Raw genomic sequence first — 23,657 nt, 5'->3', positions numbered from 1 at the left:
CGGCCCCGCATTCATAAGCGGGCGCGACAAAAAGACTCAACCGCATAAAAAGGAATTTGCAAAATGTCGCTCTCCAGGCTTTCTCTCGCCGTCGCAGCTGCTGCAATCTCCCTCACGGCCGCTGCTGCCGCCTCAGCTGCCGAAGTCCAGATCTCCGGCATCATTGCCGAAGGCTTCTACTACACCAACCCGGCGCACGGCGACGATGCCTTCAAGATGGCCGGATACAAGGAAACGCCCTGGGATTCCGCGCTCAACATGAAAGGCACGGAAAAGCTTTGGAACGACTGGTACGTGGGCTTTCATGTCGGCTCGACCATCGCGCTCGATACCGGGTCGCTTGCCAACCAGGACCACCTCTTCGGATCATCGCGCCTCTTTATCGGCAACAACGATATTGAGTTTTCCTTCGGCCGAATCGCGAACTTCTCGTGCGCAACGCAGCCCTATTCCGTATACATGCGGCTTCGAGCCAACCTGACGAACGCGAGCTTCACGGGCATTGCCCCGGCCAACGTCACCTTCAACGCGCCGGAAAACCTCGACAACGCCATTGCTTTCTCCACCAAGGGCGATAAAGGCTTCTTCCTTCAGGGCCTCTATTCCAACGGCACGGAAACTCAGGAGAAGAACTACGGCTGGTCCGACCGCAACATCGTCGCTCAGCTCGCGGGCGGCTGGACGGGCGAAAAGCTCCGCTTCGGCACCATCCTTTCATGGGAAAAGCCCGATCGCCTCACATCCGACGCTCCGGAGAAGCACGACACTTTCGGCACGCACCTGATCGCGAGCTATAACTTTGGTCCGGTTGTTTCTGCCGTCACTTACTACCACGGCGAAAACGACTGGCGCATCGGCGCAGCTCCCGACCTCAGAAACCAGATGGTCGGAGGCGTAGCGTACAACAAATCCACGAAGGGTCTGAGAAGCGATGCGGTTGTAATCACCGCAGCCTACCCCGTCGGACGCCACACCTTCACCGGCGCCCTGACCTACGGGAAGTTTGAATGGCAGGGCAATAAGGAACGCGTACCGGACACGGAAGGCTCCGTCATTTCGGGCGGCAGCGTCTACTACTACGCGCTCTCAAAGCGCACGCGCCTCTATCTGGCGGCTTCCTATGCCGACGGCGACAAGCTGTTGTCCAAACCTGCCCGCTTCAATCAGTTCATGGGAGCGGCCGGCATGATGCATAACTTCTGATTTTCTATAGAAAGTCATCTCCTTTTTCTTCATCTCCTTTCTCGGAAATCTGTCCCGGAAGAGGCGCAAAAGCCTCTCCGGGATTTTTTTCGCTTCTAAGTCTCGGAGGGAACGCCGGACGAGCCGTCAGGCTGCCGGAAGGCCTCATCGCCTTAGCTTCGCGTCTGCCGCATTCCTCCTCGTTTGGGCAGCTCGAATCAATGCTAGCCTTTACTTCCTGACGATCGGCATGTGCCGTCATAGCCCATGAAAACAATGGAATACAACTCCCGCTTCCTCGAAAACACATCCATTTTCACGACCGCGGAAGAAGACTATCTGGAGTCGCTCGCAAACGAATATTCAATCGACCAACTTTTGCGAAACCGCCGTCAATATGAGAACCGCACCGTCGATTACGCCTATGTCTCAGGCAAAATCGAAGGGAATCAGTACTCGCGCAAAGGCGCGGCCATGCTGCTCCAGTACGGCTTCACCGAGGCCGGGCGGACCTATCAGGATGCCGCGATGCTCGTCAACCTTCGCGACGCCTTTGCCGCCGTCATGAAGAATGCCGGCGGAAACATCACCGATGTCCTCTCGAAGCATTATGTTCAAGTAAAAGAACCTCAATTCTTCCCACTATAGTGAGCCGGAAGAGCGTTCCTTTCGAGGGCGACCTCTTGGGCGAGGAGGCCCATAGATGATCGGCCGAACTCTGGGGCGCCCCGGCTTGCGTTTCGGCTGGGGGTTTACTTCCTGTGCCTTCGTCTGTTCCGGTTTTTTGCGCGGCCGGCCGCGTTTTTTCGGATCCGGCGCTTTGTCTTTGCCGGGCAAGGCGAGCTCCAAAGCCGCCAGCAGCTCTCCATCGCACTTCAGCAGACGATTCCAGTATTCGTCATCAACCTGCGGCAGGCTCTCCCGCGGCGCCTTGCGATTGCGCCAGCACGTTCTGAGCGAGTCCATGACATCCCCGAATGTTGCATTGTCGAGTACTCCTGCCTTCGACATGCGCTTCACAATGCGGGATGTCAGGATGGAGGCAATGAGGTCTACGAATTCGGATCCGCGGACGGAGTAGTCGGACTGGACCCGGGTTACGCCGAAATCAAGGCTGTTCTTGTAAACATCGAAGAACATCTCAAGCTGCCAGCGCTGTTCGTAGCATGCGTAGACCTCAGCGCACGTCATGTCGAGATCCGACTCAAAGACGATTGTTCCATACGAACCGCAATGCTCATCGTAGTTCTTCTTGTCGTATGAATCGCTCCTGCGCTGGCGGTCCATGAAGGAGTTGTCTTCCGCCTGAGCCTTCCACGAATCCCTGAAGGAGTAGAGGAAGCGCCCGTTTCCCATCTTTACCTTTTTGCAGCGGATGCGCTTATCAATGCCGCGCAGACAATCCTCGAAATCGAGCATGGCGTTCTCTGCAATCTTCTTGTCCGAGCGCTTCAGCGGCGTGAGGAAATGAAGCCCTTCATGCTTTCGGAGCAGGCCTTCAATTGCCTTGGGAGGGAATCCCTTGTCCGTGATCAGGACGCCTCGTTCGATTTTGTTTTCCGAAACGAATGAGCTGTAGGCGCGGGCGTCGATCATATTGCCCGGATAGACCTGTGCGCACAAGGGTTCCTGTGCTTCAAGGTCATAGGCGTAGAGGACGGAAATCTCTTTGCAGCCCTTGACGCGAGCCTTTCTTGAGAAGGCAGACAAATCATTGACGATGCTTGTGTTCTGCTTGAGCGTTCCATCAATGATGATGTGGTGATCCCTGCAGACGGCGGCGAGCCGGGCAGTGATGAAGGCATTCATCTTGCCGGCGTCCTGGCCGAGCAGGTTCAGGAACTTGCTGATGGTGTTCTCAGAGAGAGGCAGTCCGGGGTAGAAAACCGAGATGAAGGACTTTTCGTAATGCTGACGGCATCGGGAGATCTTGATGCCCTTGTGCTCAATGCGGAGCAAGGCGAGCGCAAGAATCATGCAGGCGTCCTTGACTTCGTAGACCTTGAAGAGCTCATCGTCGAGCCCTCGAAGTTCGTCGTGAAGCAGTGCCGCGGCCCCGTAAGAGAGATAGTCGGGACCGTCTTCTGCAAGACTCGCCGCGGACTGGCGAGGCACAAACTTGCCGTCAATGATGTGCCCAATGACCGGCCCGTTCACCGGGCGCGGGTTGCAGCCGGGCTTGCATATGGAAGCCCGACGACTGTGAACCGCATAGCGCTTGGCGCCATTGCTGCCGCTGTCGATGACAACGGTATTGCGCGGTCTCGGAACCTTGCGGATGTGCTCTGGAACGGCCATGAAAATATCCTTGATAATATCATATATTATAGTTCTAATCACTATAGAAATCAATGTTCTCGGATTAATTTTCAAGGTCAAAAAGCAGTCCCAGGCCGGATTTCGGACATGAAAAAAGCCCCAGAAATGAGGGAAACTCATCTGAGGCTTGCACGAAATTTCAATTTGTTGATTTTTAAGAATTCTTCATAGTGTGAAGATCTGAGGTTCTTTTATTCAAGCGGTTCATTCGCAGGTCGCCGCCCAGCTGCTTCGCACGGAAGCTAGGGGACAGGTTCGCCGTCGCCCTGTCGCCATTTCGGGATCCGGATATCTTCCGCTTGCAAGTCCATGCGCATTGGAATATGCGTTCGAAAAGATGCTTGAGACAGCCGGGAAGATCACCCGCCCGTTTTCTCAAGCCGTTTATGTGCATTGCAACTTAGCTTATCTTCAGTATTTTGAAGACGGGAACAAGCGTACATCCCGCTTGATGCAGACTGCCATTCTGGCAGCTCATCAACTGACGCCGATTTTCCTTCAGGAAAAGAGCATTCCGGATTATCTGACATCCGTGCTTCATTATTACGAAACCGGCGACTATACGCTCTATAAGCGCCTGTTCCTCAAGGAGTACAAGCACACCATTGAGGAGCTCCAGGGAAAAGCTCCGGAACAGCTCCTTGCGGAAAAGCGAGCGCTCGAAAGAATCAGGGGATCACGCCGCTGATCATCGAATTTCGATTATTTTTCTTGCCCCGAAGTCCTCAACCGGGACAACAACCTTCATGACGACACAGGACGCAACCATGAAAGAAGCAAAAGTTTCCCTCTCCGTGAAAGTTACGCCGGAGGAAAAGAAGGCATTCTCGGAAATCGCAGACACGTTAGGAATGAGTCCATCCGTGGCGCTGCGGGTGATGGTCCTCAAGTTCATTGAGACTCGAGGCTTTCCCTTTGACGTGCGGCAGGCGCCGAACCACAACTCCCGCAACGCCGCCCCAAAAACTCTGCCGCCGCAATCTGTCTCGAAGAACACTTCCGGCAGGAAGCCTCGCAAAGATCTGCTTGCCGCCTATCTCGCAATGGACAATTGATGAGGTCGAATGCGAAGCCGAAACTCCGACCGGGAGAACCGAATCATTGCTCCCGGATTCTGACGCCCCGCTTCCGGCTCGGATTTTGAATGCCGCACTGCGGCCGGCAATCCGGCAGCAAAACCCGTATCTTGCCCCATTCAAGCCCTCTGGAGCGCCTTCCTGCACATCCCGCCCAAACCATGATCAGAATCAAAGCACCCCCGGTCATTAGCCGAATTGACTAAGCAGATTCTGTCTCCCTCTCGCCCATAGAATCGAATAGAAACCCGCGCCGGACAAGGCCCGGCAGCAATTTTTCTGTTTACCGATTCTTTTTCCGGAGACACTCAACATGGCGCTTCAACTTCGTCTCAAGGTTCGCGACTGGGATTTCTGGACGCCGCTTCTTCTGGGCGACGTCAAATCCGAGAAGCTCGACATTCAGACCACCCGCGTTTCGTCCCTCATCGACAACGTTGCCGAGGACCCGGAATCGGATGCCGCCGAGATGAGTCTTTCGCGCTACAACCTGCGCATCGACCAGAATAAGGCCCAGGGCATCGTCGCCGTGCCTTTCTTCATCATGCGTGGCTTCCGAACGCGCAACATCGTGACGACGAACGGGAGCCCGCTCGAGCGCATTGAGGACCTCGAAGGTAAGACCATCGGGCTCTCGGGCTGGCAGGATTCGGGCAACACCTGGACCCGGGCGCTCTTGCGCCGCGCCGGCGTCGACTGCGACAAAATCAACTGGGTGCTCTCGCGCTGCACGGCCAAAGACAAGGTAGAGCCCGCCCGCGGCAAGGCCTTCTGGAACGGCACCAACATCACGCATGAAGAAAACGAGGAGCCGCTCGTCGACATGCTCAAGAGCGGCCGCATCGACGCGATGTTCCAGGCCTTCATGCCGCAGGGCTACTGCGAAGGAAAGCTCGGGCTCCGCCCCGTCGTGCGCGACTTCAAGTCTCACGAAATCGCCTACTTCAGGGAAACGGGCTACGTACCGGGGATCCACATCCTGGCGCTCAAGGAATCCTTCGTGCGCGCCAATCCCTGGGCCGTGAAGGAGCTCTGCGAAACGCTCGATGCCTCGCGAAAGCTCTGGCGCGAAAAGCGCCGCCGCTACGCCGAAACGACGCCCTGGGTGCTCCAGGACCTGATCGATGAAGGCACGCAGCTTTCCCCCGACTATGACGACTGGGGGTTCGAGGCCAATGAAAAGATGGTCGACGACTTCTGCCGCGAGGCCTATGAGCAGCACCTGACGGAAAACCTCAATACCGCGAGGAAGCTCTTTCCGGAGGACTTTGCCAAATGACTGAAGAGAAGAAATTCCGCGTGGCGCTCGGCCAGTTCTTCGTGAAGGAAACGAGCGAAGAAAATCAGGCGATCACGCGCGATCTGATTGAGCGCGCCGAAAAGAACGGCGCCGACCTCCTCGTCCTTCCCGAGGGCATCATCGCGAGAAAGCCCGGCGACCATGACTGGCCGCGTCTTCACAGCGAACCTTTGGACGGCCCCTTCGTGACGGCGCTTCGCGCTGCTACCAAGGAGAAGCACGTCACCGTCGTCTGCACCGTGCAGGCGAAGATCCCGGGCGAAGCGCGCTACGCCAACGACCTCCTTGTTGTGCGGGACGGCGAATTGAAGCTCGTCTACCAGAAGCTTCATCTCTACGACGCCTTCAGCGCGAAGGAAAGCGACAACGCGGTTCCGGGAAATGAAGTCCCCGCGCTCGTTGAGGTCGGCCCCTTCAGGTGCGGCTTCATCACCTGCTACGACGTTCGCTTCCCTGAACTCACGAGGGCGCTTGCGCTCGCGGGCGCAGACCTTCTCGTGGTCTCGGCCGCGTGGGTGAAGGGGCCGTTGAAGGAAATGCACTGGGATCTCTCCCTCAGAGCCCGGGCGCTGGAAAACACCTGCTTCGTTGCGGGGGTGAGCGAATGCGGACCGGTCAACATCGGCTCCTCGAAGTTGGTCGACCCCTTCGGCGTCGTCGTTGCCCAGTGCGGAACGACGGACGAACTCCTTTTCGCCGACATCGATCCCGCCCGGGTTGAAAAGTGCCGGAAAGCGCTCCCTGTTCTCGAGAACCGCCGCTTTGCGGCGCCGAAACTCCGTGAACCCGGCGAACTTTGATCCGATTAAACGCATTGAGGAAAAGCATCATGAAATTCGCATTCACTGCCGCGGCCGCCGCAGCCGCTCTTCTCTTCGGAGGGGCTTGCGCCTCTGCCGCCGACATTCCCGTTCAGAAGCTCGATCCCGCGCTCAACGCGCAGCTCCCGCAGGCCATCAAGGATGCGGGCGTCATCCGCAACTGCGTGATCGGGAGCTTCTCGCCCTACACGATCACGCGCGCCGACAAGTCGATTGAAGGCGCGGCGATGGACCTCACCAAGGCCCTGGGCGAAGTGCTCGGCGTCAAAATTGAAACGACGAAGATCGCCGGCCACTCCGCCACGATGCTCGGCCTCAAGTCCGGGCGCTACGACGTCTCCCTTGAACCTGTGGGCGACTATCCCGACCGCGAGGCCAACTACGACTTTGTCGACTACGTGCAGGAATTCGTGGTTTTTGCCGTGAAGAAGGGGAATCCCCACAACATCAAGAGCATTGCCGACACCTGCGGCCTTCGCGTTTCCGTGATGGCGGCGGGAAGCGCCGAGCGCGTCATCAAGAAGCAGTCGGAAGCGTGCGTGAAGGAAGGGAAGAAGCCCGTCACGGTGCTCTCCTTTGAAGGCCAGGCCGCTCCCACGATGGCGCTCTCCTCGGGCCGCGCCGACGCCTTCTTCTCGAGCCAGGCGCCGCTCACCTACTTCGTCAGCCAGTCGGGCGGAAAGCTTGAGCTTGCCGCCGTGGGCGAAAAGAACGGCTTCAGCGACATCTTCCAGGGGGCGGTGCTCCCGAAGGGCAGCGCCCTCACGCCCGTCATTCTCGAAGGCATGAAGGTTCTCTTTAAGAACGGCACGTATCAGGCGGTCCTCGACAAGTGGAACCTCTCCTACAACAAGCTTGAAGCCCCCGGCATCAACCTCGCCACGCAGAAGCAGTAATTCCCGGACCTCTCTCCCGGACGGGCAGCGCTTAAAGCGTTTCCCGCCCGGGCGGCATGACGCATTCCATAAAAACAATCAGAGCCTCCCCACATGACGACCACCAGCACTACGGGCGCGGCGCAGAAGCCGCGGAAATGGACATCCGAAGAGCTTGCCCGAACGGCAATCGACGTGAGCACTGCGGTGCCGCGCCGTCATCCCGTGCGGCTCGCAGTCACCATCCTCATTGCGCTTCTTCTTGCCGCTTCCGTCGCCGCCTGCGCCGTCAATCCGAATTTCGGCTGGGAGACGGTGGGCGAATACCTCTTTGCGCCGAGCGTACTCACGGGCATCAAGATGACGCTCTCCCTCACGGTGGTTTCGATGATTCTCGGCACCGTGCTCGGGCTGCTCTGCGCAATGTTCAAGATGAGCAATATGCGCTTCTTTGCGTGGCTCGCGGACCTCTACCTCTGGTTCTTCCGCTCGACCCCGCTTCTCGTGCAGCTCCTCTTCTGGTACAACTTTGCCGCCCTCTTTCCGACGCTCGGGATCCCGGGCGTCTGGTCGGTCGCGACCAATGACGTAATCACGCCGCTCACGGCCGCGATCGTCGGACTTTCGCTCAATGAAGGCGCCTACATGGGCGAAATCATCCGCGCGGGTCTCCAGTCCGTGGACCCGGCGCAGCGTGAAACCGCAGAAGCCTTCGGCATGAGCAAGCGGCAGATCCTCTTTCGCGTGCTCCTTCCCCAGGCCATGCGCTCCATCATTCCGCCGACGGGCAACCAGGTGATCTCGATGGTGAAGGCCACGGCCATGGTTTCCGTGATTGCCATGGACGACCTTCTTTATTCCGTCCAGACGATCTACAACGAAAACTTCCAGATCATCCCGCTCCTTCTCGTCGCCGTCATCTGGTACCTCGTCATCACCTCGGTCCTCACCGTCCTTCAGGCGAAGATCGAGCGCTACTACGGCAGAAGCGAGCGCAATTCGGGCTACGTGCCTGAAGCGCCCCAGGCCTGAGGCATCGTTCAAAAGCACGGGAGAAGAAAAATATGTCAGCAGATCAGATCCTTGACGAAGCGACGGAAGTTCATCCGATCAAGACGGGCCCGGCGATCGTCGTGCGCGCGAGCAACGTGAAGAAGTCCTTTGGTCAGAACGAAGTTCTGAAAGGGATCAACCTTGAAGTCCACCGCGGCAAGGTGGTCGTCATTCTCGGACCTTCGGGCTCGGGAAAGTCGACGCTTTTGAGAACCATCAATCACCTCGAATCCATCGACTCGGGCTCGATTCAGGTGGACGGCGTTCAGATCGGCTACGTCGAAAGAAACGGCCATCTTGAGGAGGCTCCCTACCCGGTTCTCGCCCAGCAGCGCCGCAGAATCGGCATGGTCTTCCAGAGCTTCAACCTCTTCCCCCACATGACGGTCCTTGAAAACGTCATGGAAGCGCCCGTGCACGTGCACGGCGAGGATCCGGAAATCGTACGAAAGCGGGCTTTGAAGCTTTTAAAGCGCGTGGGGCTCCTCGAAAAGGCGGGCGAATATCCCCGCCGGCTCTCGGGCGGTCAGCAGCAGCGCGTCGCCATTGCCCGGGCGCTCTGCATTCAGCCCGATCTCCTTCTCTTTGACGAACCCACATCCGCACTCGACCCGGAACTCGTGGGCGAAGTCCTCAACACCATCCGCGACCTCGCGAAGGAAGGCTTCACCATGGTCGTCGTCACGCACGAAATTCCCTTCTCGCGCGAAGTTGCCGACTGGGTGGTCTTCATGGCGGACGGCCGCGTCGTCGAAGAAGGCAAGCCCCGGGACGTTCTCGTCAACCCGCAGCAGCCGCGAACGCGGGAGTTCCTGAAGCGCTACATCTGATGCTTCGAGGATGACGCTTCATCGGCTTCATCATTAATGGAAAGCTCCGCCGATAGTAAGCGGCGGAGCTTCTTCCCTTTGAAGGCCGCCGCTTCGGATCGGCGTTTCTGCAGACTTCGGAACCCGCCGACGGCATGACGGGCGTCGGCCTAATGCCTGATGCGGCGGGAAACCCTGCACCGTTAACATGCGGAACAGGAATATGGAGCCAAAGGCTCCTCATCAGGATTTGTTCTGCAGCTCATGACGCTTCTATCTCTCCTCATCGTCGGCTACCTCGCGCTCCTTCTCTGGTTCGGAATCCGGGGGAATACGAAGGACCGCACGCTCTCGGGCCTTCTCACGACGGGCGGCACCACGAGCGCAGCGCTCTGCGCGCTCTCGCTCGTAAGCACCATCATCGGGGGCTCAGCCACCCTCGGCATCGGCGGGCTCGCCCAGAAAATCGGGCCCGCGGCCTTCTGGTGGCTCGGTGTGGGCACGATCGGCCTCTTTCTTCACGGGCTTTTCGTCGCCCCGGTCATCCGCCGCTCGAACGCCATGACGCTCCCGCATCTACTGGGGACGCTTGCCGGCGAAAACGCCGAACGCTGGGCAGGCTTCATCATTGCCGTCTCCTGGGCGGCAGTAACCGCAGCGCAGTTCACGGCGCTTCATTCGCTTCTTCTTTCGATTGTGGGCGGAATGAAGGCGGAAATCCTCTACGCCGCGCTCGCGGGCGGGATCATTCTTCATACGGCGGCGGGCGGTCAGCGGGGCGTCATCCGCACGGACGCTCTTCAGGCGATTCTCCTTCTCGTCGGATTCCTTCTTGCGGGCGCCTGGTGCCTCATTGATCGGCCCGACGCCGTCGCCGCTCTTCCGAAGGTTCCCTTCACCGACGCCTTCGGCTTCACGGACTGGGTCAAGATGATGATTCTTGTCGGCATCACCTTCGTGATCGGCCCCGACATGTTCTCGCGCACCTTTGCCGCGAAGAATGCCCAATCAGCTCGAACCGCCGCCTTTGCCGCGGCCCCCGTCCTCGCGCTCTTCGGCGTCATCGTGACAATGATGGCGCTCCTCAACATTGACGCAAAGGCCCCCATTACGGACTGGCTCTCGCCCGATTCGCCCCTCCCGATGATCCTTCAGGTCATGCTGGCCCTGGGACTCGTGAGCGCGCTCTCGGGCTCGGCCGATACGCTCCTTCTTTCCGCAGCGGGCATTCTTGAAAAGGACGTCTGCGGGCGCGAGCGCGCCGGCGCTGTCCGCCTCTGGGCGGTGCTCCTCGGAACGCTCGCGCTCGCGAGCGCCTGGTTCTCCAGGAACATCATCGGACTTCTTCTCAACGCCTATTCGCTCTTCGTGCCGGGCGTCGCCGCCCCGCTCCTATTCCTTGCGGCCGGACGCCTCAGAAGCGCAGACCCGAAGGTCTGGCTTCTCGGCGCCGTCGCTGGCGGCATCCTGGGGCTCGTCGGCAACCTCACGGGCGAAAACGCCTGGACCTTCGCCGGGATTGCGGTGTCTTCGGCGGCGTCGCTTCTCGCCGTTCGCCTCGCGTCTATGAAATCCTGCGTTGCCGGAGCTGAGAACGGCGCGTAAGCTTTCTAAAAAAGAACGCACCAAAAGAAAGGCGGCAGGAAGACCAAACTTCCGGCCGCCTTTCTTTCATGGGAGCGGGGAGTTTCCCCGCTCCCGGAGGCTTCAGCAATCAGCGATGCGACTTCTTCGCTTCAGAGCGCGCAACGGCATCCGAGATCAGATCCTGGAGCTCGCCCTCCGTGATTTCCTTTTCGGACTGCGCCTTGGTGCGGTCCTTTTCAACCGCAGCGGCAATCAGATCCGAAAGTTCGCCTTCCGTGAGGCTGTGATGCTTCTTCAGAGCCTTCTCAACCGCGAAGTCGATCAGATCCGCCATTTCGCCTTCAGTCAGCTCCGCCTGGCGATCGGCCTTTCTGCGGTCTTCCTCAACGGCAAAGCTGATGAGATCCTGGAGTTCGCCTTCGGTAAGCTCGCGGCGGCGCGCGCGGTCGCGGGCAACCGCATCCACGATGAGATCCTGCAGTTCGGCTTCGGTGAGTTCGCCGTGCTTTTCGGCATATTTCTGAACTGCCTCATTGATGAGATCGGAGAGCTCGCCTTCGGTGAGTTCGGCCGACTTCTTCTCGTGCGGATCAAGAAGATGCTCGCCGAAGTTTTCAGCAGCGGCGCACAGGAACGCTTCCGGCGTCGGATAGCGCGCCGAATGCTTTGCGATGACCGCATCAACAAGCTTCACGAGACTTTCATTGGCTTCAACGGTCCAGGTTCTGGTGGTCATAACGTTTTTTCTCCCAAAATAGATGAGGTGCCTCGCGCCCCCGACTGACTGGCATCAGCCGCATGAGGCTCAAGGCATCACGCTTCAGGGAACTCAGCCCTTCGCGTAAACCCTGATGCGATTCATCTTAGTCCGCCGTCTCAAATGCGGCTTCCGGGAGATCGTTCGCTTTGGTCACACTCGTAACACGACGTAAACAGCCTGAATCTTCAGCGTCTTTGGTTTTCTTCCTCAGCTGCGGCCGCGCAGCCGGAGGGTTCGAGTCCCTCAGCGACCGATCTGAAGATCAATGCGTCTCTATGGATCAAACGTAAAAGCAGCTTCCGACCCAACTCAGCCTTTCCGCCGGAGAAGAATGAGGAGGAACGGCATCAGGATTTTTCAAGGATATAATTAGCCGGCTAATAATAATGACACGTACTTGCACGCCACCCCTGGCGTTGATGCCCGATCATCTCCACCGGGACGCCTTTCGCGGCAGCAGCTTGTCGATCTTTTTGATATCCAACCATTTAGCTGACTAATTAAAATGGCCATTCCTCAGAAGCAGAAACGCGACATCCTGCGAACGATCGGCGGATTTGCCGCCGCCGGCATCCTGGCCGCCGGACTGATTTTCCTCGGCAACCGCAATGACGCCGTCTCAGAAGCCGAGCGCCTGAAGGCCGGCATCCTCACGGCGCATGAAGTGAAGGCGGCCTTTCAGAGCGTGGGCGGCCGGCTCGTGGAGCGCCCCGTAACGGAAGGCCAGCACGTTCGCGCGGGGGATCTCCTTCTCGGCATTGACGGCACTGACGTCCGCATTTCCATTGAGGCCCAGGAAGCCGCCATCAGGCAGATTGATGCTCAGACGGCTCTTGAACGGGAAGGGATTGACCTTGCGCTCCGGGAAGCCGAGACGACCGAACGCACGCTCTGGCGCCAGATTGAAGAAGCCGAAGCCTCGAGAAAAGCAGCGGCCGCCTCTCTTGAAAGCGCAAAAGCCGACTGGACCCGCGCGCAGAACCTTTACCCCAAGGGCGCAATGGCGCAATCCGCCTACGATCAGGCGAAGGCCGCCTGGATCGCCGCTCGGGAAGCGCTTGCCATCAGCGAACATACGGTGAAGCGCCTCTCCATCGGCGCGAGCGCTCAGGAAGTCGAGCAGCTCAGGAAGACCGGATCCGCCGAAGGCATGCATCTCGAAACCGTTGAGATCGCCCGGCGCGCTGCTCGCAACCGACAGCACAACCTCGAGAATTTTGCGGCTACCCGTGCTTCACTCAGCGCCGAGCTCGAGCAGCTCCGCGTGAACGAAACCCGCCTCCGGATCCATGCGCCCGAGAATGCCAAGGTGCTTGAAGTGCTCTACGAAAAGGGAGAATTGATCGGCCCCAACTCGCCGGCGGTGCTTCTTGAAAGCGAGCGGCATTACTTCGACATTTACGTGAGCGAAAAGGACATTGCGCGCTTTTCGGAAGGCTCAAGCGTGAAATGCTTTTCGCCTGCGCTCGAAAGGGAAATTGAGGGCGTCGTGGCGCTCGCCGAGGCGGCTCCCGACTTCGCAAGCCTCCGGATGGTGCGCGAGCGCGGTCAGGCCGACCTCACGCTCTTCCGGGTCCGCATTGACGTTCCGCCCTCCGAAGGGCTTATTCCCGGCATGACGCTCGAAGTGAGGCTCTGATGAGAGGATTCCTGAAAGAAATCCGGCAAAGCATGGCCTCTGAATGGGCCGCCATGATGAGCGGACACTTCGTGCCCTACCAGAAGCTCGCCATTCTCGTCGCGCTCATCACATCCTTTGCCTTTTCGATTGCGCTCTCGCACGACGTGGTGCTGGAGGCTCCGGTCGCCGTGGTCGACCTCGATCAGAGCCGCTGGTCGGCTGAGCTCGTGGAGAAGCTCAATGCGTCGCCGAATCTTTCCGTGAGGGCGGTCGTGCATTCGCCGTCGGATCCGAGAGCCATGACCCGCGGCGACCGGTTCGTGGGCGTCGTCTACATTCCGAAGGGCGCGGAAGCGAGGATGCTCCGGGGAGACCGCACGCTTACCATCGGCTATTTTGCGGACGACAGCAACACGGCGCAGAACGGCGAGGTGTATTCGGTACTGAATGAAATTGCCGCGGAACTCGGCGCCGAACAGGCCGTCTCGCGCGCGGACGGCGTTTCGTCGCTCGGCAAAAACACGAACGAAACCGGGGCGATGATGTCCCCCCTTCGGGTGGGCTTCCGCTACCTCACCAACCCGACCGGGCAGGCCGCAACGGCGACCGTGGTGAGCTTTCTCCTCTTCTTTTCGATGATGTACCACGGGCTTGTGAGCCTCATGCTCGTGGGGCGCCTGCGCGTCACGCGCTCCTGGGACGCTGAAGTGCTCACGGGCTCCGTCTTCGGCTTTCTCGCCCGTGCGGTTCCCTATGCCTTCATCTTCACGTCGGTGGTGACGGTCGCGCTGGCGGTGATGATTCTGTTGGGGCAGCTCCGGTTCGCAGGCAATATTCTCCTCTTCATTCCGGCGCTTTTCCTCTGCGCGCTCGGCAACACCTGGCTCGCTTATCTCCTCTCCTGGGGCACCACCAACCCTGGTCAGGGTGCGGGCCGGATGATTTTTCTCGTGCCCTCGGGCTTCATTCTGGGCGGCGCCACCATGGCGACGGGCTTCATGCACGGCTGGGTGCACGACATCTCCTTCGGCATCCCGCTCGTCTGGCTCTTCAATTTCTGGCGCGATCAGGGTCTGAGGGGAATCGACGGCCAGGCGACGCTCCCGCTCTTCGGGGGCGCGATTCTCTGGCTGATTTTCCTCGGAAGCCTCAATGCGATCCGCTTCTGGCGGGACGAAGCGAGGCGCAGAAAGGAACTTCGCCAATACTGGCATGACCTGCAGGGCGTGCCCAATCGAGAAGCGGGCGGCCCTGCAGCCGTGCAGAAAGCCGCGGCCTCGCAGTAAGCAGCCCCGATCTCACGCCTTCCCTGGCGGCGTCTTCTCAAAAGGCGCCGTCAGCTTTGCGAGGAGCCCGATCAGCGTCTCGCGCTCCTCGTACGTGAGGGGCGCGGCAAACTCCTCCACGCGCCGGAAGTGAACCGGGAGAATCCTGTCGAGGAGTTCCCGCCCGGCGGGCGTAAGTTCCACAAGGCTCGAACGCGCATCCCTCGTGCTGCTCCTTCTCACGATCAGCGGCTTTTTTTCGCCCTCCATGCGCGCCACCATCACGGAGACCGTGGGCGGCGCAACGCCGATGCGCTGGGAAATATCGCTGATGGCGAGGGGTTTGCCTTCCTCCCTCAGGCACATCATCAGCGTGAACTTCCCTTCGGAAAGGCCCGTTGCGGCCTTCAGCTCATCAAATATCACGCCCTTCACGACATCCACCGCATTCATCATGCGCAGCATCAGGTCAATGCTCGAGACATCGAGATCGGCAGCGCCTTCGCCATGAACGCGCCGGAGGCTTTCGCGCGCGGGGATGATGCGGATGGAGGGGTTCTTCATGAGAGGCATAAAAGGGGAAAACAGAAAAATGCGTCACTGATGATTCTATGCCGTCATGCCGCTTCCGCCTCCATTTCGGCCGTTCCTCTTTTAGACCGCCCCGAAGAATCGAGCTATTGCGCCTTGCTAAAATGCTCAGACTTCAAAAAACTCACGCGGAATCCGCAAGAGACTCTAAATGCATAAAGTCCTTCTTATGATTCTTGACGGCTGGGGCATCGGCGGCGGCGCAGCCGACCCGGCTGATGCCATTTCGGCCGCGCATCCGGCCTATCTTGAATCGCTCATGAAGCGCTGCCCGCATGCCGAACTCCTCACCTTCGGCGAAAACGTGGGGCTCCCCTCCGGCCAGATGGGCAATTCCGAAGTCGGCCACCTCAACATCGGCGCAGGCCGCGTGGTCTATCAGGACCTTGTGCGCATCAACCGCGCCTGCGAGTCGGGCACGCTCTCCGCGCAGCCCGAAATCGCCGCGCTTCTCGCTCACGCAAAGGCAAGCGATTCGGCGCTCCATCTGATGGGGCTCTTTTCCGACGGCGGCGTGCATGCAAGCTTCGAGCACCTCCTCGCCTTCATTGATCTTGCCGAAAAGGAAGGGATCCGGAAGGTCTTCGTTCATGCCTTCATGGACGGACGCGACACCGATCCGAAGAGCGGCCTTGGGTTCGTAAAGCGCCTTGAGGAGAAGCTTTCCGCCCCGGGCGAGAGGGCAGTGCTCGCGAGCATGATCGGGCGCTACTACGCGATGGACCGCGACAAGCGCTGGGAGCGCATCGAAGAGGCCTACGACCTCCTCGTTCACGGGAAAGGCACGCCGTCTCAGGATTTCGTGAAGGCGGTCGAAGACTCCTACGCCGCCGGCATCACCGATGAATTCATGAAGCCCGTCGTGAAGACGGATGCTTCCGGCCGCACCATCGGCCGCATTGAGAATGGCGACGCCGTCGTCTTCCTCAACTTCCGCAACGACCGCGCGCGCGAGCTCACGAGCGTTCTCACGCAGGCCCCGCAGGGCAATATGAAGCCGCTCTCCCTCTGGTTCGCGACGATGACCCCGTACGACGCCACCTTCGAGGGGCTCCACGTTCTCTTCGACAAGGAAAACGTCGTCAACCCCATCGGCGAATACGTGGCGAGCCTGGGGCTGAAGCAGCTTCGCATTGCGGAAACGGAAAAGTACGCGCACGTTACGTTCTTCCTGAACGGCGGCCGTGAGGCGCCCTTCCCCGGCGAAGACCGCATTCTGGTGCCCTCGCCCAAGGTTGCCACCTACGACCTTGCGCCTGAAATGAGCGCGCCGGAAGTCGCCGACAAGCTTTGCGCCGCGCTTCGCGAAGAGAAGTACGACTTCATCTGCCTCAACTTCGCCAACGGCGACATGGTGGGGCATACGGGCGTCTGGGACGCCATCGAAAAGGCCGTCAAGGCGGTCGACGGATGCGTTGAAAAGGTGATCGAGACGGCACGCGAGTGCGGCTACGACGTCGTTCAGATTGCCGACCACGGAAATGCCGACCACGCGAAGAACGCGGACGGCTCCCCCAACACCGCGCATTCGTTGAATCCGGTGCCGATCCTCGTCGTTTCCGACCGCGTCGAAAAGGTGAAGAACGGCGTCCTTGCCGACGTCGCGCCCACGGTGCTCGCGCTCATGGGACTGAAGCAGCCCCCTGAAATGACGGGGCATTCGCTCGTTGAAATGAAGGTCTGACGCCTGGTATTTCTGAAGCGTTGTCAAACCATCACTGCCGCCGGGTTCTCTTTCGAAGATCCGGCGGCTTTTTATTGTCAGGGAGCGTCGTATCCGGCGTTCGAAAAGAGCGCCGCATCGTCAATGGGGTTTCCGCCCGAAGTCGTGGTGAGCAAATCGCCGCTGATCGCGGAATTAATGCCGATCCGCATGGCTTCCCGGACCGTATCGGGCGTGAGGAGGCTTCTCCCGCCCGCAAACCTCAGATAGGCCGTCGGATTGGCGAGCCGGAAGAGCGCCGCGGCGACGAGGAACTCATCCTGAGAAAGCGCCTCAACATTCGCGAGCGGCGTGCCGGGCACGCGGTAAAGCAAGTTGATCGGGATCGACGGCACCTCGAGCTCGCGGCAGAGACGCGCGAGCCGGATGCGGTCGAGGAGCGTTTCTCCCATGCCGATGAGGCCCCCCGAGCAGACATCGAGCCCCAGGGCCTTGGCGCGCTTCAGGGTTTCGATCTTGTCGTCTATCCGGTGCGAGGTGCAGACTTCCCGGAAGAATTCGGGCGACGTTTCGAGGTTGCAGTGAATGCGCACGACTCCGGCGTCCTTCAGTGCGCTGAGGTCTTCTTCCGACAAGAGGCCGAGCGACACGCAGACCTCGAGCTCCGGGTGATTGCGCTTGACCTCACGGATCCGTTCGCAGTATTCGCGGATCTCCCGCCTCGAGGGCTTCCGTCCGCTCGCCACGAGCGAATAGCGCACGATGCCGGTTTCCGCGGCGCGCCTGGCGCCCGCTTCCACCTTGTCGTCCGGAAGAATCGGATAGATTTTGATGCCGGGCACTTCCCAGTGCTTTGACTGCGCGCACCAGCGGCAGTTTTCAGAGCACTCGCCCGATTTGACGTTGATGATGCCGCAGAGGTTGTAGGCGCGCGGGGCCATCTTCCTCGTGACGGCCTCCGCCGTGTCGAAGAGATCCTCGCGCGGGCCGGAAGCCAACGCGAGGAGTTCGGATTCCGTCAAGGAAGCGCCGCTCTCGAGGGCGCGGACAATTTCAGAAAGAATGGACATTGGGGTCGGTCAGGGAAAACGCGATGATTTCGACTTTCTAGCACGTCGAAGAGCCCGGCCGCCAACCCGATCCACAATGAAAAAGTAAGCAAAGAAGAAAGTCCGGGCAGGCACCAAACGCCTTCACCCGGACTTTTTCTCAGCTACCGAGAGACTGAGCGCCTCCCAGGCTTTCAGAGGTTAAAGCGCATCATCAGGCGCGCCGTTCACTTCCCGCATTGACGCCGGCGATCTGCCCGTACACCATGCAGTCGAGAAGGGCGTTCCCGCCCACGCGGTACCTGCCGTGAATGCCGCCCGTGATTTCGCCGGCTGCGCAGAGGCGCGGAACCACGTTTCCCTGCCGGTAGAGCACCAGAGCCTACCGGAAAATCTGCGCTTGTGATTTCGAACCTCTAGACGACGAAAAGCCCCTGCTGACATCAAATCAACAGGGGCTTCGTTTATAGGGAGCCTGGCGATGACCTACTTTCACTGGAAATACAACCAACTATCATCGGCGCGGAGACGTTTCACTGTCCTGTTCGGAATGGGAAGGAGTGGGGCCGTCACGCTATGGTCACCAGGCTTAAAGGGGGTGGAAAAGCAAAGACTTGCAGTTGCGACTGCTTTCTCGATTCTCTTGAAGTTCTTCTCACCGTCATGATGAAAAGCTTCACGGTTATAGGATCAAGCTTCACGAGCAATTAGTATCGGTCAGCTCAACGCCTCACAGCGCTTGCACACCCGACCTATCAACGTCCTGGTCTCGAACGACTCTTCAGGGAGGTCAAGCCTCCAGGAAGACTTATCTTCAGGCAGGTTTCCCGCTTAGATGCTTTCAGCGGTTATCCTTTCCCCACATAGCTACCCGGCGGTGCCACTGGCGTGACAACCGGTACACCAGAGGTGAGTCCATTCCGGTCCTCTCGTACTAGGAACAGCCCCCGTCAATCTTCCAGCGCCCACGGCAGATAGGGACAAAACTGTCTCACGACGTTTTAAACCCAGCTCACGTACCTCTTTAAATGGCGAACAGCCATACCCTTGGGACCGGCTACAGCCCCAGGATGAGATGAGCCGACATCGAGGTGCCAAACACCGCCGTCGATATGAACTCTTGGGCGGTATCAGCCTGTTATCCCCAGAGTACCTTTTATCCGTTGAGCGATGGCCCTTCCATGCAGAGCCACCGGATCACTATGACCTACTTTCGTATCTGCTCGTCTTGTCGGACTCGCAGTCAAGCACGCTTTTGCCATTGCACTATCAGCACGATTTCCGACCGTGCCTAGCGTACCTTCGCACTCCTCCGTTACCCTTTAGGAGGAGACCGCCCCAGTCAAACTGCCTACCATGCACGGTCCCCGAAGCGGATTACGCTCCCAGGTTAGAACCTCAAACAAATCAGGGTGGTATTTCAAGGTTGGCTCCGTTAAGACTGGCGTCCTAACTTCACTGCCTCCCACCTATCCTACACAGATCGGTTCAAAGTCCAATGCAAAGCTGCAGTAAAGGTTCATGGGGTCTTTCCGTCTAGCCGCGGGGAGATTGCATCATCACAAACACTTCAACTTCACTGAGTCTCAGGAGGAGACAGTGTGGCCATCATTATGCCATTCGTGCAGGTCGGAACTTGCCCGACAAGGAATTTCGCTACCTTAGGACCGTTATAGTTACGGCCGCCGTTTACTGGGACTTCGATCAGGACCTTGCAGCCCATCAATTAATCTTCCAGCACCGGGCAGGCATCACACCCTATACGTCGACTTTCGTCTTTGCAGAGTGCTGTGTTTTTAGTAAACAGTTGCAGCCACCAATTCTCTGAGACCTCTTCATGCTCCGGATGTTTCTTCCTTCACACTACAAAGGCACACCTTATCCCGAAGTTACGGTGTCAATTTGCCGAGTTCCTTCTCCTGAGTTCTCTCAAGCGCCTGAGCATATTCAGCTCGCCCACCAGTGTCGGTTTGCGGTACGGTCAATTACAGGCTGATGCTTAGAAGCTTTTCCTGGAAGTCCATTCAGTCACTTCAGCTGAAACCAGCCTCGATGCTTCGCCTCGGAAATTCGCCGGCGGATTTGCCTGCCGGCTTCCTACGCTCGCAAACCGGGATATCCAACACCCGGATGACCTTCAGCACTCCGTCCCTCCTTCGCACCTGCAATCGGTCCAGGACTATTAACCTGGTTCCCATCAGCTATGCTTCTCAGCCTCGCCTTAGGGGCCGACTCACCCTGCTCCGATGAACGTAGAGCAGGAAACCTTGGGCTTGCGGCGAGCGGGCTTTTCACCCGCTTTAACGTTACTCATGTCAGCATTCGCACTTCCGATACCTCCAGCAGCCCTCGCGGGTCCGCCTTCTCAGGCTTACGGAACGCTCCCCTACCACTCAACCTTAACGGTCGAATCCGCGGCTTCGGTTATTGACTTAGCCCCGTTACATCTTCCGCGCAGGAAGACTCGATCAGTGAGCTATTACGCTTTCTTTGAAGGATGGCTGCTTCTAAGCCAACTTCCTGACTGTCTTAGCCTTCCCACTTCGTTTTCCACTTAGTCAATATTAGGGACCTTAGCCGGCGGTCTGGGTTGTTTCCCTTTTGAGTCCGGACGTTAGCACCCGGTGCTCTGTCTCCCGTGCTCTGACTTCCAAGTATTCGGAGTTTGCCATGGTTTGGTAAGACGCCATGTCCCCCTAGCCATAACAGTGCTCTACCCCCTGGAGCCCTACACGAGGCACTACCTCAATAGTTTTCGGGGAGAACCAGCTATCTCCAGATTTGTTTAGCCTTTCACCCCTATCCACAGTTCATCCGCTAATTTTGCAACACTAGTCGGTTCGGCCCTCCAGTGTGTGTTACCACACCTTCAGCCTGACCATGGATAGATCATCTGGTTTCGGGTCTACGCCCAACGACTGAATTTCGCCCTGTTCGGACTCGCTTTCGCTGCGCCTCCCCTATTCGGTTAAGCTCGCCATTGAACGTAAGTCGCTGACCCATTATGCAAAAGGTACGCAGTCACCCTTGCGGGCTCCTACTGTTTGTATGTATGCGGTTTCAGGATCTATTTCACTCCCCTCCCGGGGTTCTTTTTACCTTTCCTTCACAGTACTGGTTCACTATCGGTCGATCACGAGTATTTAGCCTTGGAGGATGGTCCCCCCATCTTCAGACAGGATTTCTCGTGTCCCGCCCTACTTGTCGCAAGCTCAGTCTCACAGATCCAATTTCCCGTACGGGGCTGTCACCCTCTGTAGCCGGCCTTTCCAGACCGTTCCGGTATCGAATCTGCTAACGCTTGCAGGCTCTTCCAATTTCGCTCGCCGCTACTTTCAGAATCTCGGTTGATTTCTTTTCCTGCAGTTACTTAGATGTTTCAGTTCACTGCGTTCGCCTCAATGAGCTATGTATTCACTCATTGATACTTCCTTAAAGGAAGTGAGTTTCCTCATTCGGACATCCGTGGATCAAAGCTTGCTTGCCAGCTCCCCACGGCTTTTCCCAGGCTGCCGGGTCCTTCATCGCCTGTGATCGCCAAGGCATCCACCACATACACTTAGTCGCTTGATCCTATAACTCTGAAGCCTTTTGCCTTCAAAGTAACAAGACGACCTGTAACGCGCTGCTTCTCTGAATCATGTCGGTTCTCGATGAACTTCAATGAATCGATGTTTTGAATGCAATCACAACCCCTGAAGCTGCCTTTATCTGAAGAAAAGCATCTCAACTTCTCTTCAAGACAACTTCAGAATGTCTTTACTTTTCCAAATTTTTAAAGATCGATCAAATCTCAACGACCTGATAAGTGTGAACACCGTGAAAGTCTCTGAAGGCGTTCTCTAAAGAACTCCGACTCTCTTTAAAGGAGGTGATCCAGCCGCACCTTCCGGTACGGCTACCTTGTTACGACTTCACCCCAGTCATGAAGCCCACCGTGGACGCCGCCTTCCTTTCGGTTGGGCAAACGTCTTCTGGTGAACCCCACTCCCATGGTGTGACGGGCGGTGTGTACAAGACCCGGGAACGTATTCACCGCGGCATGCTGATCCGCGATTACTAGCGATTCCGACTTCATGCAGTCGAGTTGCAGACTGCAATCCGGACTACGATCGGTTTTCTGGGATTGGCTTCACCTCGCGGCTTCGCTTCCCTCTGTTCCGACCATTGTATGACGTGTGAGGCCCTAGCCATAAGGGCCATGAGGACTTGACGTCATCCCCACCTTCCTCCGGTTTGTCACCGGCAGTCTCACTAGAGTGCCCTTTCGTAGCAACTAGTGACAAGGGTTGCGCTCGTTGCGGGACTTAACCCAACATCTCACGACACGAGCTGACGACAGCCATGCAGCACCTGTGTCCAGATTCCCTTGCGGGCACCCCCGAATCTCTTCAGGGTTCCTGGCATGTCAAGGCTAGGTAAGGTTTTTCGCGTTGCGTCGAATTAATCCACATCATCCACCGCTTGTGCGGGTCCCCGTCAATTCCTTTGAGTTTTAATCTTGCGACCGTACTCCCCAGGCGGTCTACTTCACGCGTTAGCTGCGTTACCAAGAGATTGCTCTCCCAACAACTAGTAGACATCGTTTAGGGCGTGGACTACCAGGGTATCTAATCCTGTTTGCTCCCCACGCTTTCGTGCATGAGCGTCAGTCATGTCCCAGAGGGCTGCCTTCGCCATCGGTGTTCTTCCAAATATCTACGCATTTCACTGCTACACTTGGAATTCCACCCTCCTCTGACAAACTCAAGTCTTGCAGTCATATATGCAATTCCCAGGTTGAGCCCGGGGATTTCACATCTATCTTACAAAACCGCCTGCGCACGCTTTACGCCCAGTAATTCCGATTAACGCTTGCACCCTACGTATTACCGCGGCTGCTGGCACGTAGTTAGCCGGTGCTTATTCTTCAGGTACCGTCAGCAGAACGTGGTGTTATCACATCCCTTTTCGTCCCTGACAAAAGCAGTTTACAATCCGAAGACCTTCATCCTGCACGCGGCATGGCTGGATCAGGGTTGCCCCCATTGTCCAAAATTCCCCACTGCTGCCTCCCGTAGGAGTCTGGGCCGTGTCTCAGTCCCAGTGTGGCTGGTCGTCCTCTCAGACCAGCTACCGATCGTCGCCTTGGTGGGCCTTTACCCCGCCAACAAGCTAATCGGACATCGGCCGCTCTTCCTGCGCAAGGTCTTGCGATCCCCTGCTTTCACCCTCAGGTCTCATGCGGTATTAGCTGTCCTTTCGGACAGTTATCCCCCACAAGAAGACACGTTCCGATGCATTACTCACCCGTGCGCCACTCGCCGCCAGGAGCAAGCTCCCGCGCTGCCGTTCGACTTGCATGTGTAAGGCATGCCGCCAGCGTTCAATCTGAGCCAGGATCAAACTCTTTAGTTCAATCTCTGTTTGTCGCTCTTATTTCGCCGGAATTGAAAGAGAAGAATTAAATTCTTTTCTTTCGGCTTCAATAAGCGCGAACTTCGTAAAATTTTTGAGTCTTCGGAATCGTGAAATTCCGATGCTCTTTAGCGAGCCACTCAAGCTTTCCGATGTTCACACTTATCGGTTCGTTGAATCTGATTTTTAAAGAACTTTTCGCTGTTTGATCAGCGAAGGATCGAAATCATATAGAAGTCGTTTCCTTTTGTCAAGAGCTCTTGAAGAAAATTTTTAATTTTGCTTCAGA

General features: G+C 57.8%; 17 protein-coding genes, 3 rRNA genes and 1 pseudogene. 13 read left to right on the top strand and 8 right to left on the bottom strand.

Annotated features, from left to right (window positions below; all coding sequences use genetic code 11):
* The first annotated feature begins 63 nt into the window (after positions 1 to 63).
* Complete coding sequence (locus FG381_RS12335) at positions 64 to 1,203, top strand: porin (protein WP_139689060.1); 1,140 nt, start codon at positions 64 to 66, stop codon at positions 1,201 to 1,203.
* A 255-nt stretch (positions 1,204 to 1,458) separates the two neighbouring features.
* Entirely contained in the window at positions 1,459 to 1,830 is a 372-nt protein-coding gene (locus FG381_RS12330) for a Fic family protein (RefSeq protein WP_139689059.1), read from the top strand.
* On the opposite strand, the gene FG381_RS12325 is transcribed toward FG381_RS12330, so the two are convergent.
* Positions 1,825 to 3,480 carry a transposase gene (locus FG381_RS12325; RefSeq protein ID WP_165697875.1) on the bottom strand — a complete coding sequence of 552 codons (1,656 nt, stop codon included), beginning with the start codon at positions 3,478 to 3,480 and terminating at the stop codon, positions 1,825 to 1,827. The genes FG381_RS12330 and FG381_RS12325 overlap by 6 nt on opposite strands.
* Positions 3,481 to 3,694: 214 nt before the next feature.
* Between FG381_RS12325 and FG381_RS12320 the strand changes: the two genes are divergently transcribed.
* The 8 genes from FG381_RS12320 (at position 3,695) to FG381_RS12285 (ending at position 11,040) form a co-directional block, all read left to right on the top strand.
* The gene (locus FG381_RS12320; protein ID WP_139689058.1) at positions 3,695 to 4,189 is read left to right on the top strand and encodes a Fic family protein; all 495 of its coding nucleotides are present in this window, start codon (positions 3,695 to 3,697) and stop codon (positions 4,187 to 4,189) included.
* 58 nt (positions 4,190 to 4,247) lie between these two features.
* Entirely contained in the window at positions 4,248 to 4,556 is a 309-nt protein-coding gene (locus FG381_RS12315; protein WP_139689057.1) for a type II toxin-antitoxin system RelB/DinJ family antitoxin, read from the top strand.
* Positions 4,557 to 4,890: 334 nt separating this feature from the next.
* Entirely contained in the window at positions 4,891 to 5,856 is a 966-nt protein-coding gene (locus FG381_RS12310) for an ABC transporter substrate-binding protein (protein ID WP_139689056.1), read from the top strand.
* Positions 5,853 to 6,677: a nitrilase-related carbon-nitrogen hydrolase gene (locus FG381_RS12305; protein WP_139689055.1), complete on the top strand. Its 825-nt coding sequence runs from the start codon at positions 5,853 to 5,855 to the stop codon at positions 6,675 to 6,677. Before FG381_RS12310 ends, FG381_RS12305 begins: the two co-directional genes overlap by 4 nt.
* Before the next feature lie 29 nt (positions 6,678 to 6,706).
* Complete coding sequence (locus FG381_RS12300; protein ID WP_139689054.1) at positions 6,707 to 7,594, top strand: ABC transporter substrate-binding protein; 888 nt, start codon at positions 6,707 to 6,709, stop codon at positions 7,592 to 7,594.
* Between the two features lie 93 nt (positions 7,595 to 7,687).
* Positions 7,688 to 8,605 carry an amino acid ABC transporter permease gene (locus FG381_RS12295; RefSeq protein WP_139689053.1) on the top strand — a complete coding sequence of 306 codons (918 nt, stop codon included), beginning with the start codon at positions 7,688 to 7,690 and terminating at the stop codon, positions 8,603 to 8,605.
* 32 nt (positions 8,606 to 8,637) lie between these two features.
* On the top strand, positions 8,638 to 9,456 hold the full coding sequence (locus FG381_RS12290) for an amino acid ABC transporter ATP-binding protein (protein ID WP_139689052.1): 819 nt from the start codon (positions 8,638 to 8,640) through the stop codon (positions 9,454 to 9,456).
* A 243-nt stretch (positions 9,457 to 9,699) separates the two neighbouring features.
* Complete coding sequence (locus tag FG381_RS12285; protein ID WP_139689051.1) at positions 9,700 to 11,040, top strand: sodium:solute symporter family protein; 1,341 nt, start codon at positions 9,700 to 9,702, stop codon at positions 11,038 to 11,040.
* Positions 11,041 to 11,149: 109 nt separating this feature from the next.
* On the opposite strand, the gene FG381_RS12280 is transcribed toward FG381_RS12285, so the two are convergent.
* A complete protein-coding gene (locus FG381_RS12280) occupies positions 11,150 to 11,758 on the bottom strand; it encodes a hypothetical protein (RefSeq protein ID WP_139689050.1) in 609 nt (202 codons plus the stop codon).
* 529 nt (positions 11,759 to 12,287) lie between these two features.
* Here FG381_RS12280 and FG381_RS12275 point away from each other — a divergent pair.
* On the top strand, positions 12,288 to 13,421 hold the full coding sequence (locus FG381_RS12275; RefSeq protein WP_139689049.1) for an HlyD family secretion protein: 1,134 nt from the start codon (positions 12,288 to 12,290) through the stop codon (positions 13,419 to 13,421).
* Positions 13,422 to 13,453: 32 nt separating this feature from the next.
* Positions 13,454 to 14,689, top strand: a complete 1,236-nt coding sequence (locus FG381_RS12270) for an ABC transporter permease (protein ID WP_228025643.1) — start codon at positions 13,454 to 13,456, stop codon at positions 14,687 to 14,689.
* Between the two features lie 12 nt (positions 14,690 to 14,701).
* Here FG381_RS12270 and FG381_RS12265 read toward each other — a convergent pair whose 3' ends face one another.
* Complete coding sequence (locus FG381_RS12265) at positions 14,702 to 15,232, bottom strand: MarR family winged helix-turn-helix transcriptional regulator (RefSeq protein ID WP_165697882.1); 531 nt, start codon at positions 15,230 to 15,232, stop codon at positions 14,702 to 14,704.
* A 178-nt stretch (positions 15,233 to 15,410) separates the two neighbouring features.
* Between FG381_RS12265 and gpmI the strand changes: the two genes are divergently transcribed.
* Positions 15,411 to 16,943, top strand: a complete 1,533-nt coding sequence (gene gpmI / locus FG381_RS12260) for a 2,3-bisphosphoglycerate-independent phosphoglycerate mutase (protein ID WP_139689047.1) — start codon at positions 15,411 to 15,413, stop codon at positions 16,941 to 16,943.
* 77 nt (positions 16,944 to 17,020) lie between these two features.
* Here gpmI and bioB read toward each other — a convergent pair whose 3' ends face one another.
* The 5 genes and pseudogenes from bioB to FG381_RS12240 all read right to left on the bottom strand — a co-directional run bounded on the left by bioB (position 17,021) and on the right by FG381_RS12240 (position 23,368).
* Positions 17,021 to 17,992, bottom strand: coding sequence for a biotin synthase BioB (gene bioB / locus FG381_RS12255; RefSeq protein WP_139689046.1), 972 nt, complete (start codon positions 17,990 to 17,992; stop codon positions 17,021 to 17,023).
* 193 nt (positions 17,993 to 18,185) lie between these two features.
* Positions 18,186 to 18,353, bottom strand: a pseudogene (locus tag FG381_RS12595) (FAD-dependent oxidoreductase); the annotation flags it as partial.
* 91 nt (positions 18,354 to 18,444) lie between these two features.
* Positions 18,445 to 18,559, bottom strand: a 5S ribosomal RNA gene (gene rrf, locus FG381_RS12250).
* Between the two features lie 98 nt (positions 18,560 to 18,657).
* Positions 18,658 to 21,544: ribosomal RNA gene (locus FG381_RS12245) — 23S ribosomal RNA — on the bottom strand.
* Between the two features lie 291 nt (positions 21,545 to 21,835).
* A 16S ribosomal RNA gene (locus FG381_RS12240) occupies positions 21,836 to 23,368 on the bottom strand.
* The 16S, 23S and 5S rRNA genes sit together here, the layout of an rRNA operon.
* Positions 23,369 to 23,657 lie beyond the last annotated feature (289 nt).

Source organism: Sutterella faecalis, from assembly GCF_006337085.1.
GTDB lineage: Bacteria > Pseudomonadota > Gammaproteobacteria > Burkholderiales > Burkholderiaceae_F > Sutterella > Sutterella faecalis.
Note: the sequence above shows the minus strand (reverse complement) of the source record. Positions and strands in the feature narration are given on the sequence as shown.